Genomic DNA, 13,430 nt, shown 5'->3' on the forward strand with positions numbered 1-13,430 from the left:
TGGGGCGGAGGAGGGGCGATGCATAAACTTGCCCTGACGCGCGACAGCATTCTGAGCCTTCTCATCCTCTTCACGCTGGTCTTCTTCATGATCCGGCTCGCGCCGGGCGATCCTGTGAGGCTCCTCGTGGGCGTTTCCGGATCGCAGGAGCAGGTCGAGGAGGTGCGCAGGCAGCTCGGCTTCGATCTTCCGGTCTGGCGCCAGTATTTCGTCTACCTGTCTAATGTCCTGCATCTGGATTCCGGTAACTCGATCGTTTCCGGCCGGCCGGTGGTGCTGGAGGTCGCGGATGCGCTGCCCTATACGGTGTCGCTGGTGGCGATCAGCCTTCTCCTGGCGCTGGTCTTCGCGGTTCCCGCCGGCTTCGCCGCCGCGATCCATCGCGGAACCTTCGTCGATGCGCTCGTCACCGCCGGCTCGGTGGGGATTGCGTCGATACCGGCGTTCTGGCTGGCGCTGGTCCTGATCGATTACCTGTCGGTGCGCCTCGGGCTGCTGCCGTCTTCCGGGGCCTCCTCCTGGCGGCATGCGATCCTGCCCGCGATCGTGCTCGCGACATCCCAGTTCGGCATCATCGCGCGCCTCGTCCGCACGAGCGTGGTCGACGAGCTCGCCTCCGACTACATCCGCACCGCGCGCGCGAAAGGCGCGCGGCCGTGGCGGGTGATGACGATCCATGTCATGCGCAATGCGGCGGTCCCCGTCGTGACGATCGTCGGCCTCCAGTTCGGGCTGCTGCTCGGCGGCGCGGTCGTGACCGAGACCATCTTCAACTGGCCGGGGCTCGGGCGGCTGATGATCCGCTCGCTGCTGCTCAGGGATTATCCGGTGATCCAGTTCCTGGTGCTGACCTTCGGCGTCGGCATCACCATCTTGAACCTGCTGATCGACCTGCTGGTTTCGGTGATCGACCCGCGGCTGAAGAGCGGCGAGGGCCGGTGAAGGCATGAGATACCTCCCACCCTGGCTGGCACGCCCGGGCGCTGCGAGGCGTTCCGCCAGCCCACCGCCGACCCTGGTGATCGGCTCGCTGATCGTGCTGCTGCTTCTCGCCTTCCCCTTGCTGGGCCCCTTGCTGTGGAGGGTCGATCCGCTCGAGCAATCGCTGATCGATTCCCTGGCCGGCAGTTCCTGGCAGCATCCGCTCGGGGCCGATCAGCAAGGGCGCGACATTCTCGCCCGCCTGATCGCGGGAGGGCGGCTGTCGCTCGTCATCGGGATCGCGAGCATGCTGGTGGGGCTCGTCGTCGGATGCGCGTTCGGCATTGCCGCGGCGCTGTCGAAAGGCGCACTCCGCAGCGCGTTCCTGCGGCTGGTGGATGCCTTGCTGGCCATTCCCGGTATCGTCCAGGCGGTGATCTTCGTCACGATCCTAGGCCAGAGCCTGACGGCCCTGATCATCGCGCTGGGGTGCTACAGCATTCCGATCTTCGCAAGATCATCCTACAACGCCGTGCGTCAGATCCAGACACAGGTCTATTTCGAGGCGGCTGCCGCGATCGGCGTCAGGATCGGAAGACTGACCTGGCGCTATATCCTCCCGAACATACTTCCGCTCATCGTGACGATCGGCACCTTGAGGATCGGCGCGAACATCCTGACCGGCGCCGCCCTGAATTTCCTCGGCCTCGGCGTCCAGCCACCGACGGCCGAATGGGGCCTGATGATCGCCGACGCCAAGGAGTTTTCATACATGAAGCCGGAGCTCCTGTTCTATCCGGGCGCGCTCCTGTTCCTGACCGGCCTCGGCTTCGGCCTGCTCGGCGACGGGGTGAGGGACTGGATCGATGCGAAGAGGAGCGGATAAGCGGTTTAATTCAAAATTATACATCGAATATTCTTTGCAATCGCAAGATTAAGAAGCCGGGATCGAGAAAATTGAGCAAGGACATGAAGAAAGCGCGTGCCGAAGCCGACGCATCGGGGGATGACGATCCCCTCTTCGTGCGCTCGCTTGCCAAGGCGTTTCATATCCTCGAGGCGTTCAAGCAGCCGGGCGGCAATCTCGGGCTTGCGCAGCTGTGCGAGATCACCGGCTATGACAAGAGCACGGTGCAAAGGTTCGTGCATACGCTCGAACGTATCGGATATCTCGAAAGGGACCCCGAAACCAGAAAATGCGGGATCTCCCTGAAGGTTCTCGAGCTCTCGCACGCGTATCTGCGCACGCATCAACTCGTGAGCAAGGCTTTCCCCTACCTCGTCCACCTGCGGCAGAAAACGGATGAGACGGTCAATCTCTGCGTCCTCGACGGTGCCGATACCGTCTATGTCTCGCGGATCGTGGGGTCCCACATCCTCAATACCGACATCATGGTCGGCTCCCGCCTGCCGTCCTACCGGACGGCGCCCGGCCTTTCGATCATGTCGCAGATGCCGCAGCCGGAGGTCCTGGCCATTCTGGAGAGCGTTCGGCTCGACGAAAACTACACCGTCCCGGGCATCATGAAGCGGATCGATCGCGTTGGAAAAGAAAGCTATGCGCTGACGGTCGAAGAAATTTTTCCGAACGACATGTCGGTGGCCTGTCCGATCGTCTCGCATAATCGCGCGATCGGCGCCGTCAGTATCGGTTGCTCGACATTGCGGCGCAAGCCCGAGGACGTCGTCAACGATTTCGTTCCGTTGCTGCGCGGCGTCGCGCATTCGCTGTCGAACCTATGAGCGAACCGAACCGCAGAAGGGCGCACCGGCCGTCGCGCGCGGAGGGGAGCGTCCGAAATCGAGAAACAGCAGGCCTTGAGAGGAGAGGAACATGAATGTCGGGCAGGTCATCGCAGCCACGCTCAAGCGCGAGGGCGTCGAGTATATTTTCTGCTATCCGACCAACAAGCTGATCGACGAGGCCGCTCTTCTGGGCATCCGGCCGATCGTCGTCAGGCAGGAGCGGACCGGCCTGCACATGGCGGATGCCTATTCCCGGATGAGCTCGGGGGACCGCTTCGGGGTCTTCGCCATGCAATACGGGCCGGGCGCCGAGAACGCCTATGGCGCAGTGGCCCAGGCCTATGCGGAATCGGTGCCGGTGCTGGTGGTGCCGATGGGCTATTCGCGGAAGATGGCGGGTGTCGATCCGAATTTCAGCTCCGCGGTCAGCATGCGCGACGTCACCAAATCCGCCGAGGCGCTGCACGACCCGGCGGCGATCGCGGACGTGCTGCGCCGCTCCGTCAGCAAGCTGAAGAACGGGCGCGGCGGGCCGGTGCTGATCGAGGTGCCGGCCGATCTGTGGGCGACCGATGTCGACGAGCCGCCCCGCCACAGGCCGATCGCCCGGCATCGCTCGACGGCGGACGGCAAGGATGTCGCGCGCGCGGTCGAACTGATCATGAGTGCGAAGAACCCCGTCATCTATGCGGGGCAGGGCATCCATTATGCGAAGGCGTGGCCGGAGCTGCGCGAACTCGCGGAGCTGATCCCGGCGCCCGTCGCGACGACCCTTCCCGGCAAGAGCGCTTTCCCCGAGGACCACGTGCTCTCGCTGGGCTCGGGCGGTTTCAGCTTTCCCGAGCCGGTCAAGGATTTCCTGGACGACGCCGACCTCGTCATCGGCCTGGGCTGCAGCTTCACGGAAACTCTTTTCGCAGTGCCCATGCCGCGTGATCCGCGCATCATCCATCTGACCAACGAGAGCGATCACCTGAACAAGGACATCGCCATCGAGCTCGGCCTCGTCGGCGATGCGGCGCTCACCATCCGCGCCATCATCGACCTGTTGCGGGAAAAGGGGCACCAGCCCGCCGGCAGGGCGGAGCTGGAGAAGCGGATCGCGGATGCGCGCGAGCGCTGGCTGGCGAAATGGCTGCCGCATCTGACGTCGGACGAAACCCCGATCTCGCCCTATCGCGTCATCTGGGACCTGATGACGGCGACGCAGGACGAAAACACGGTCATCACCAACGATGCGGGCCGTCCCCGCGATCAGCTGACGCCCTTCTGGGTGAGCCGCGAGCCGCTGAGCTTCATCGGCTGGGGCAAGACCACGCAGCTCGGCTACGGGCTCGGTCTGGCGATGGGCGCCAAGCTCGCCTGCCCGGACAAGCTGTGCATCAATGTCTGGGGCGATGCGGCGATCGGCTTCACCGGAACGGATTTCGAAACGGCCGCGCGCGAGAAGATTCCGGTCCTGTCGATCCTGCTCAACAATGGCGGCATGGCGACCGAGATCAAGAACATCCCCAATGCGGTCAAGCTGTACGGCGCCAACGTCATAACCGGCAATTATGCGGATATGGCCAGGTCGCTCGGCGCCTATGCCGAAAGGATCGTCGATCCGGCGGAGATCATACCGGCAATCCGGCGGGGTATCGCACAAACCAAGCAGGGGAAGCCGGTTCTTCTGGAGTTCATCACGAAACAGGAGACGCTCGTTTCGAAATAGGACGAACCGTCCCGGCCGGCCGGCCGGGCCGCCGGATGCCGGGCCTCGGGGACGAGGCCCGCGCGACAATCAGCCGAGACCCTTCGCCTCCCGGTCGGAGGGCGAAAAAGGTCTCGGGACAGGAATGCGGCAAAGCCCGCCCGACCCTTCGCGCCTTGCGCTCCGTTTCGAGGATGCTGCGCCGCTGCTCCCGGCAGCGCCACGGCCGGCCGACAGCTATCCGGTCGCGTGCCTCACGTTTCATTCACTGAAATTAGCCGATAAGCCGTTTGCGCTGTCTGACGGCTTTGCTGAGGATGCCCGCATGGTCCGCAACGGCCTGCTGTCGTCCCATGTCCAGGCAAGTCCGAACTTCGAACACAACTCCTGCCGCGGGCGCGGCATCGTGAGCCCTGATCGACGTTTCTGCCCCATGGGACACGGCTGGTAACGGTCCTTCTCATCGACGTGGGTAGCGCATGCAGAACGACATCATCCTGGCGGCTCGGGGGCTTGGGAAGGATTTCCTGGGCTTTCGCGCCGTCGACAATGTGGATCTCAACGTACGCCGCGGCGCTATTCATGCCCTCATCGGCCCGAACGGGGCCGGCAAGACGACGCTGTTCAATCTGTTGACGAAATTCCTGCAGCCGTCGCGCGGCGCGATTTCCTACAACGGGCGTGACATCACGCAGATGCGTCCGGCCGATGTCGCGCGGCTGGGCCTCGTTCGCTCCTTCCAGATCTCCGCCGTCTTCAGCCACATGAGCGTGCTCGAGAACGTCCGGATCGCGCTTCAGAGAAAGCGCGGTGAGAATTTCGATTTCTGGCGGTCGCAGGACACGCTCAACGTGCTGAACGACAAAGCAATCGAGCTGCTGGAATCGGTCAATCTCGCCGATGTCAAGGACAAGTCCGCGATCGAGCTCCCTTATGGGCGCAAGCGGGCCTTGGAAATAGCCACGACGCTCGCTCTCGATCCCGAACTCATGCTGATGGACGAGCCGATGGCAGGGGTCGGCCATGAAGAGATCACCCTGATCGAATCGCTGATCCGGAAAGTCGCCACGAGCCGCACCGTCCTGATGGTCGAGCACAACCTCTCGGTGGTCGCTTCGCTTTCGGACTACATCACTGTCCTCGCCCGGGGCAACGTTCTGTCGCAGGGCGATTATGCGACCGTCTCCAAGGATCCGCGTGTCATCGAGGCCTATATCGGATCGGGCCATGCCTGACGCCGTCGCCATGAACCCAGCTTCCGAGCCAGCGGCGCTCCTCCAGGTGAAGGAGCTGCGCGGCGGCTATGGAGAAGGCCGCGTCCTGCACGGCGTCTCCTTCGATGTCCCCGCCGGAGAGGTCGTCACCCTGCTCGGCCGCAATGGCGCGGGCAAGACGACGACCATGAAGGCGATCATGGGGATCCTGGCCCGCCGATCGGGCTCGATCAGGTTCGACGGCGTCGAGACGATCGAGCTGCCGGCGCGCAAGATCGCTCGCCTGGGCCTGGGCTACGTTCCCGAGGAGCGGGGGATCTTCTCGAGCCTGACCGTCCTGGAAAACCTGATGCTTCCGCCGCAGGTCAAGCCGGGCGGCATGTCGGTCGAGGTCGTCTACGAGCTGTTTCCGAACCTGAAGGAACGCTGGAGAAGCCCCGGGACCAAGCTTTCCGGAGGCGAGCAGCAGATGCTCGCGGTGGGGCGCATTCTTCGCACGGGCGCGAAGCTCCTGCTTCTCGACGAGCCGACCGAGGGCCTCGCTCCCGTGATCGTGCAGCAGATCGGAAAGACGATCGAACGTCTGAAGAAGGAGGGTTTTACCATCCTACTGGTCGAGCAGAACTTCAGGTTCACCCAAACGGTCGCCGACAGGCACTACATCGTTCAGGAAGGGCGTATCGTCGATACGTTCATGAATGACGAGATTGATAGCAACTTGAACAAGCTTCAGGGTTATCTTGGAGTTTAGTCTATCCTTTGGTTTTTAAACGGCCGCCGCGATAGAAGTCCAACGAAAGAAAATCAGCAGAAGTGGGGAGATCCAGATGAAATTTGCAATGACAGCATTGGTTGCCGCGTCGGTCGCCATGGGGAGCGCCATGCTCGCTCCTCATGCGATGGCTGCCGATCCGGTTCGCATCGGCGTGCTGGGCGACCAGTCGAGCAACTTCGCCGACAGCGGCGGACCCGGCTCCGTTCTGGCCACGCAGATGGCGGTCGAGGATTTCGGCGGCTCCGTTCTCGGCCGGCCGATCGAGGTGCTGGTCGCCGACCACCAGAACAAGGTCGATACCGGCATCGGCATCGCGCGGGAATGGTACGAGACCAAGGGCGTCAGCGTCATCAGCGATTTCGCCTCCTCCGCCATCGCGCTGGGCGTGCAGGATATCGCCCGCAAGCTCGACAAGATCGCGATCTACACCACGGCGAGCTCGTCCGACCTGATCGGCAAGGCCTGCTCGCCCAACGGCCAGCAATGGGGCGCGGAGAACTGGTCGAACAGCGCCCCTCTGATGACCGCGCTCGCCTCGGAGCCGGGTTCGACGTTCTTCTTCATCACGGTCGACTACACCTTCGGCCACCAGCTCGAGGACGTGTCGCGCAAGGCGATCGAGGCGAGCGGCGGCAAGGTCCTCGGCAGGGTCACCTTCCCGCTGAACACGCTGGACATGTCGTCTTATCTGCTCGCGGCGAAAGCCTCCGGCGCCAAGGTGATCGTGCTCGCGCTCTCCGGCGCGGATCTCGTGACGGCGATGAAGCAGGCCTCCGAATTCGGGATCATGGCGAAGCAGAAGATCGCGGCGCCGATCCTGTTCCTGACGGAGATCAACACCGTCGGGCTGAAGACGCTGGGCGGCCTGCAGTTCCTGCAGTCCTGGTACTGGGATCAGGACGACGCCAGCCGCTCCTGGGCCAAGCGCTACTTCGAGCGCATGAAGAAGATGCCCAATGAAAGCCATGCGACGCTTTACGCGGGCATGACCCACTACCTCGACGCGGTGAAGGCTGCCGGCACGCTGGAGACCCAGGCCGTGCTGAAGAAGATGCGCGAGACCCCGGTCAACGGTCTGGTCTCCAAGGGCGGCCGCATCATGGAGAACGGCCGGGTCTCGTTCGATCGCTTCCTGGTCCAGATCAAGACGCCCGAGGAATCGAAGTTTCCCTGGGACTTCCTGAAGATCGTGTCCCGCATCCCGGCCGAGAAGGCGTTCCGGACGCCGGCCGAGGCCGGCTGCACGCTCCAGTAGGATCCGGGCCCGCGGCCGTTCCGCGCCGGAAGCGTGCTGATTTTTCAGGAAACCACGGCGTCATCCCGGGCTCGGCCCGGGATCGATGTCTGAACCTCGTTTCCAGGCAATCGCAGCATGCCCCGGCCGGCCGCGCGGAATGGCTCCCGGCTCCTTGTTTCAGTGTATTTTCGAGCCCATGCGATCTGCTGGGCTCGAAACCTCCAGCGATGGTCGCAATCACGGCAACCGAGCCCTTCACCTCGGTTGCCCTTTGCCAGTAGGCAGACACGGACATGAATCTAGACGCTCTATTCGGCCAGCTGACCGTCGGGTTGATCAACGGATCCTTCTATGCGCTGCTGAGCCTCGGGCTCGCGGTCATTTTCGGCATGCTCAACATCGTCAACTTCGCGCATGGCGCGCAGTACATGCTGGGCGCCTATATTTCGTGGATGCTGCTGACCTATGCCGGGCTCGGCTATTGGTGGGCGCTGCTGCTGGCGCCGATCCTGACCGGCGTCATCGGCGTGGTGCTCGAGCGCCTCCTGATCCGGCGCCTCTACGACAAGGACCATCTCTACGGGCTGCTGATGACCTTCGGCCTGGCGCTGGTGATCCAGGGCCTGGCGAGGATCCAGTACGGCAGCGCCGGCCTGCGCTACAGCATCCCCGACGAGCTCACCGGAATCTGGGATTTCGGCTTCATGATCCTGCCGATCTATCGTGGCTGGGTTATTCTGTTTTCCCTGTTGGCGTGCCTGGCCGCATGGGCGATCATCGAGAAGACGAAGCTCGGATCCTATCTGCGCGCCGCCACGGAAAACCCGGTTCTGGTCGGCTCCTTCGGCATCAACGTGCCGTTGCTGATCACCTTGACCTATGGCGCCGGCGTCGCGCTCGCCGCGCTCGCCGGCGTGCTCGCGGCGCCGATCTTCTCGGTCAGCCCGAATATGGGCGTCGATATCCTCAACGTCGTCTTCGCCGTCGTCGTCATCGGCGGGATGGGCTCGATCGGCGGGGCGGTCATCACCGGTCTTGCGCTCGGCGTCATCGAGGGGCTGACGAAATTCCTCTATCCGCCGGCGGCGAGCATCATCATCTTCATCGTCATGATCGGCGTGCTGATCGCCCGGCCCGAGGGCCTGTTCGGGAAGATGGGCGGGTCGAAGGCGAACGCGCTGCTGGCGCGCCCCGATGGCGAGCGCTGGTGGCGCGAGCTGCCGGCCAGGGCGAAAAAGATCGGCTGGGCCCTGCTGATCCTCGCCGCGATCGCGGCACCGTTCTTCGTCTATCCCGTCTTCGCGATGCGGATCCTGTGCTTCGCCCTGTTCGCCTGCGCCTTCAATCTGCTGCTGGGCTATGGCGGGTTATTGTCCTTCGGGCATGCCGCCTATTTCGGCGTGGCCGCCTATGTCGCCGGATACGCGCTGAAATTCTGGGGCTTCACGCCGGAGTTGGCGGTGCTCTTCGCCGTCCTCTGCTCGGGGCTGCTCGGCCTGCTCTTCGGCATGATCGCGATCAAGCGGCAAGGCGTCTATTTCGCCATGATCACCCTGGCGCTCGGCCAGCTCGTCTATTTCACATCCGTCCAGCTCAAGGCGACGGGCGGGGAGGATGGGCTGCAGTCGGTGCCGCGCAACAAGCTCTTCGGCCTGTTCTCGCTGGAGAACAACTATGTTCTCTATTTCATATTGCTGATCGTGATCTCAGCGGCGATCGTGTTCATCTACAGGATCGTTCATTCTCCCTTTGGCCAGATCATCAAGGCCATTCGCGAAAACGAGGATCGCGCGGTTTCGCTCGGTTATCGCGTCAATCATTTCAAGGTGGTGCTGTTCACGCTCGCCGCCGCGCTCGCCGGCCTTGCCGGCGCGCTCAAGGCCATCGTCTTCCAGGTCGCGTCCCTGGTCGACGTGGCCGGCGGCACCTCGGCCGAAGTCGTCATGATGACACTCGTGGGCGGCATCGGCACGATGTTCGGGCCGGTCATCGGCGCGGCCATCGTCACGACCATGGAGTATTACCTCGCGCCGTTCGGCGCCTGGGTGACGGTCATCCAGGGCGTGGTCTTCGTCGTCTGCGTCATGAGCTTCCGCGAGGGGATCGTCGGCGTGGTCGGTTCGGTGCGGGATGCCTATCGCCGGCGGGTCCGGGCCAAGCCCTTGCCGGATTCCCGGATCGCCAACGTCGCCTGAGAGGCGAAGCCCGACACTGTTTGAAATTCCACGCGTGTGGATAGGAGAAGACCGAGATGTCCGTCCTGGAAGACAAGGATACGATCCGCGAAGCGATGGCCGCCTATTGCCACGCGCTCGATGCCGGCCGCTTCGCCGATGTCGCGGGCCTGTTCGCCGAGGACGGCCTGTGGACCACCGACTATGGCGAGGCGCGCGGCCGGGCCGCGATCGAGGCGATGCTGCGCAGCGTCGTGCCGCTGAAAGGCGAGGGGCCGCAGCGCAAGCACTACATCACCAACATCATCATCAAGGTCGATGGCGACAGCGCCAGATCGGTCTCGGACTATCTCGTCGTGCGTGAATCGGGGCCTGATCTGATCCCGGTCATGGGCGGGACCTACAAGGACGAGTGGACCCGGGAAGGCGGGACCTGGCGGTTCAGGAAGAAGGAGCTGGTGCACGACATCGCCGGCAACATGGCCCTGAAGAACAACCGCTGACGAAAGGCTTGCGTCACATCCGCTGCCGGATGGTCTCGGCCGCGACGGCGGCTTCACTTTTGAGCGAGACCAGCATGCGCGCGATCTGCGACGGCTTCGCGACCTTGCGGAAATAGGTGACGCCGATCGTCGCGACGACGGTGCCGGGCGCGATGGCGATCGGCACCGCGAGCGAGTTCGTGAACGGGTCGGCGTTCGACAGGCGCGTCGCATAGCCGGCCTTGCGCGTCTGCCTGAGCGCCTTGCGCCACTGATAGTTGCTGGTGACGATGCGGTCCTCGGCGAAGTCGCGCTCCAGGGCGAGCTTCATCAGCAGGTTTCGTTCGCGCCTGTCGCAGAAGGCCATATAGGCCAGGCCATGGGCCCTGCTGATCAGCGAGCCGCGCTTGTGCAGCGTGCTCCTGACATGGGCGAAGGGGCTCAGCGGGATGGACGAGTACTGGACCACCATCGCATCGGTATCGAGGGTCGCGACCGCGAAGGGCCAGAGATATTCCCGGGTCAGCCCGTCGACGACGGGTTGAAGCACCTCCATGATCAGCGACTTGCTGTGGAAGCCGGCGCTGAGCGATTTGACCTTGGAGGTCAGCGAATAGCCGCCACGCCGGGAGATGCGGGTGAGGTAGCCCTCGGCGCAGAGCGTTTCCAGGATGCGCACGACGCTGCTCGGCGGGATGCCGCAATCCTCGCTGATGGCGCCCACCGTGATCAGCTTCAGCCGGTTGGCGCATTCCAGGATCGCCAGCGTGCGCCGCACCAGATTGACGTCGGCATAGCTGCGCTGCTCGGAAATCCGGGCGGGTTCCGAGCCGATGTCGCGCGTCTGCACTGTTCCGTCGGGCATGGGAGAAAGGCTAGGCGACGAGCCATTTCCTGACAACGTCCATGTCGGGATCGCAGCCGAGGCCCGGCCCGGAGGGCACGGTGGTTCGCCCGTCGGCCACGGCCGGCATGGCGAAGGGCGAGGCTTCCAGCTCGATGAAAAGCCGTTCGGCCGGAGCGTCCGGCCGCAGCGCCGCGACGAGATGCAGATTCGCCAGATAGCCCGGCCCCATATAGCCGCAATGCGGAACGGCCTCGACGCCGGCGGCCTTCGCCAGATCCAGTATCCGGATCATTTCGGTGATGCCGCCGACCTTGCAGACGCTCGGCTGCAGCACGTCGAGCGCGCCGGCCGCGAGAAGCCTGCGGAAATCCTCGAGCGAGGAGGTGTTCTCGCCCGCCGATATCGGCGTGCCGCGGCCGCGAAGCCCGGCGAGCCCGGCATAGTCGTCCGGCGGCCAGAGCGGCTCCTCGATCCAGTGCAGGTCGAGCGCGCGGGCCTGTTCGAGGATGAGACCGGCCTCGTCGACGCTCCAGGGGCAGTTGGTGTCGACCGCGAGCGCCACATCGGCGCCCAGGCTCAGCCGCGCGAGGCTCATCCGCTCGATGGTGATCTCGTGCAGCTTCACGGTGCGGTAGCCTTGCGCGAGCGCGTCCTCGCAGGTCTTCCGCAGCGCCTCGTCGGAGGAGCAGCGCAGGAAGCTGGCATAGACCTCCAATTCGCGGGCGCGCCCGCCCAGCAGCTCGCAGACCGGCTTGCCCTCGCGCTTGCCGCGCAGGTCCCACAGCGCGAGATCGATCCCCGAGACGGCATAGATCGCCGGGCCGCTCAGCCCGAAGAGGTGGATCTTGCGCCTGATTGCCTCCATCAGGGCGGCGATGTCGCGCGCGTCCTCGCCGAGCAGGAGAGGCGCCACCAGGCTGTCGAGCATCGCCTTGGTGGCGGCACCGGCCGCATGCGCGAACGCCTCGCCCCAGCCGGTCAGCCCGTCCTCGGTGCCGATACGCACGAGAAGCATGGACAAGGCGCTGGAAGGCCGGCCGGCGATGTAGTGGAACCCGCCTGTCGTGCGATACGGCAGGGACAGAAGATAGGTTTCGGCTGAAGTTATCTTCACAGGCGTTCTCCCTCCCGTCTGGATATCGGGCCCTATCACAGCAGCGTCGCCGGGCTTTGCCGATGCGCACGGATTTCAGCCATTGAAATTTCCGGACAAGCCGTTTGCGCTCCCGAACGGCTTTGCTGAAGGTGTCCGGACGGCTGGTGGCAGCCCTTGCCCGGACGCTGTTTCTCCTTGAGACGGGCGGCCATCGCAGCCGGTTCCGGTCGGAGCGTTCCGGCGGCTGCAGAAAGGTATCATCCCTTGAAGATCGCGAGCGTGAGAGTGGACGAGCAGGATGCGCTGGCGATCGAGGGCCCGAACGGCCAGATCGTGAGCGTTCCCGAAGCGCAGCGGATTCTCGATGGAGCGATCGCGCCCTGGGCTTATGACATGGTCGAGTTGATCGGGGCGGGCCCGGCCGCGATCGAGGCGCTGGCGCGGATCCATGCGGCGCTCTGCGCCAATGCGGCGGCGGTTCCCGCCATCGATCCGGCGCGGGTGCAATGGCATCCGCCGGTGCGCAAGCCCTCGAAGATCTGCTGCCTCGCCTTGAACAACAGCGCCAATGCCGACCGGATCATGTCCGGCCCCAGCCATCCGGCGGTGTTCGTGAAGGCCGCCAATGCCCTGATCGGGCATGGCGAGGCGATCGTCGTGAAGAAGCATTATGGGCGCGTGCATCCCGAGCCGGAGCTCGCGGTGATCATCGGCAAGATGGCCAAGGACATCACGCCCGCCGAGGCCCTGGACCACGTCTTCGGCTATACGGTCCACAACGACATCACCTCGCCGACGATGCGCCGCGAGGACACCTTCCATTATCGCGCGATCCATCCCAAGAACGACGGCACCAACGCCATCGAATACGTCGATTCATACGTGTCCTATTCCGGGCGCTACAAGGGCAGCGACACCTTCTCCCCGATGGGCCCGTGGATTGCGCTGCGCCAGGACGTGCCCGATCCGCACGCGCTCGACATCCAGTGCGCCCATAAGGGCGAGCTCGTGACCGAGGACAACACGCAGAACCTGACGCATAAGGTTCCGGAGGTCATCGCCTTCATTTCCAGCTACATGACCCTGCTGCCAGGCGACATCGTCTCCATGGGCACGGCGCTGAAGCGGGTCGGCGGAACCGGCAAGGCGGTGCAGAATGTCGATCTGCACGTGCTGGGAGGCCCGGTCTCGGTTTCAATCGAGGGCATCGGCACCTTGTCGAGCCCGGTCACTTCGCTAGGCTGA

At 64.2% G+C, this 13,430-nt stretch carries 13 protein-coding genes and 1 pseudogene; 11 read left to right on the forward strand and 3 right to left on the reverse strand.

Features of this window, described 5'->3' with window-relative positions:
- Window positions 1-18 precede the first annotated feature (18 nt).
- From M9917_RS11630 to M9917_RS11670, 10 genes and pseudogenes are all read left to right on the forward strand, one after another.
- Window positions 19-942, forward strand: a complete 924-nt coding sequence (locus tag M9917_RS11630; RefSeq protein ID WP_297253823.1) for an ABC transporter permease — start codon at window positions 19-21, stop codon at window positions 940-942.
- Between the two features lie 4 nt (window positions 943-946).
- Window positions 947-1,807: an ABC transporter permease gene (locus M9917_RS11635; RefSeq protein ID WP_297253825.1), complete on the forward strand. Its 861-nt coding sequence runs from the start codon at window positions 947-949 to the stop codon at window positions 1,805-1,807.
- An 83-nt stretch (window positions 1,808-1,890) separates the two neighbouring features.
- Window positions 1,891-2,664, forward strand: coding sequence for an IclR family transcriptional regulator (locus M9917_RS11640; RefSeq protein WP_297253827.1), 774 nt, complete (start codon window positions 1,891-1,893; stop codon window positions 2,662-2,664).
- 91 nt (window positions 2,665-2,755) lie between these two features.
- Window positions 2,756-4,381 (forward strand): thiamine pyrophosphate-requiring protein, encoded by a 1,626-nt coding sequence (locus tag M9917_RS11645; protein ID WP_297253829.1) that lies wholly within the window; start codon window positions 2,756-2,758, stop codon window positions 4,379-4,381.
- A 458-nt stretch (window positions 4,382-4,839) separates the two neighbouring features.
- Window positions 4,840-5,595: an ABC transporter ATP-binding protein gene (locus M9917_RS11650; RefSeq protein ID WP_297253831.1), complete on the forward strand. Its 756-nt coding sequence runs from the start codon at window positions 4,840-4,842 to the stop codon at window positions 5,593-5,595.
- Window positions 5,588-6,325 (forward strand): ABC transporter ATP-binding protein, encoded by a 738-nt coding sequence (locus M9917_RS11655; RefSeq protein ID WP_297253833.1) that lies wholly within the window; start codon window positions 5,588-5,590, stop codon window positions 6,323-6,325. Before M9917_RS11650 ends, M9917_RS11655 begins: the two co-directional genes overlap by 8 nt.
- 76 nt (window positions 6,326-6,401) lie before the next feature.
- The gene (locus M9917_RS11660) at window positions 6,402-7,604 is read left to right on the forward strand and encodes an ABC transporter substrate-binding protein (protein ID WP_297253835.1); all 1,203 of its coding nucleotides are present in this window, start codon (window positions 6,402-6,404) and stop codon (window positions 7,602-7,604) included.
- Between the two features lie 275 nt (window positions 7,605-7,879).
- A pseudogene (locus tag M9917_RS21765) lies at window positions 7,880-8,740 on the forward strand (branched-chain amino acid ABC transporter permease); the annotation flags it as partial.
- A gap of 150 nt (window positions 8,741-8,890) precedes the next feature.
- Entirely contained in the window at window positions 8,891-9,781 is an 891-nt protein-coding gene (locus M9917_RS21770) for a branched-chain amino acid ABC transporter permease (protein WP_367273923.1), read from the forward strand.
- A 56-nt stretch (window positions 9,782-9,837) separates the two neighbouring features.
- On the forward strand, window positions 9,838-10,263 hold the full coding sequence (locus tag M9917_RS11670; protein WP_297253838.1) for a nuclear transport factor 2 family protein: 426 nt from the start codon (window positions 9,838-9,840) through the stop codon (window positions 10,261-10,263).
- 13 nt (window positions 10,264-10,276) lie between these two features.
- Here M9917_RS11670 and M9917_RS11675 read toward each other — a convergent pair whose 3' ends face one another.
- From M9917_RS11675 to M9917_RS11685, 3 genes are read right to left on the reverse strand one after another with little or no spacing between them, the layout of a single operon-like run.
- Window positions 10,277-11,107, reverse strand: a complete 831-nt coding sequence (locus M9917_RS11675) for an IclR family transcriptional regulator domain-containing protein (RefSeq protein ID WP_297253840.1) — start codon at window positions 11,105-11,107, stop codon at window positions 10,277-10,279.
- Between the two features lie 10 nt (window positions 11,108-11,117).
- Window positions 11,118-12,203 (reverse strand): mandelate racemase/muconate lactonizing enzyme family protein, encoded by a 1,086-nt coding sequence (locus tag M9917_RS11680; protein ID WP_297253842.1) that lies wholly within the window; start codon window positions 12,201-12,203, stop codon window positions 11,118-11,120.
- 35 nt (window positions 12,204-12,238) lie between these two features.
- Window positions 12,239-12,397, reverse strand: a complete 159-nt coding sequence (locus tag M9917_RS11685; protein ID WP_297253844.1) for a hypothetical protein — start codon at window positions 12,395-12,397, stop codon at window positions 12,239-12,241.
- Between the two features lie 52 nt (window positions 12,398-12,449).
- Between M9917_RS11685 and M9917_RS11690 the strand changes: the two genes are divergently transcribed.
- Entirely contained in the window at window positions 12,450-13,430 is a 981-nt protein-coding gene (locus M9917_RS11690; protein WP_297253846.1) for a fumarylacetoacetate hydrolase family protein, read from the forward strand.

Source organism: Bosea sp. (in: a-proteobacteria), from assembly GCF_023953965.1.
Classification (GTDB): domain Bacteria; phylum Pseudomonadota; class Alphaproteobacteria; order Rhizobiales; family Beijerinckiaceae; genus Allobosea.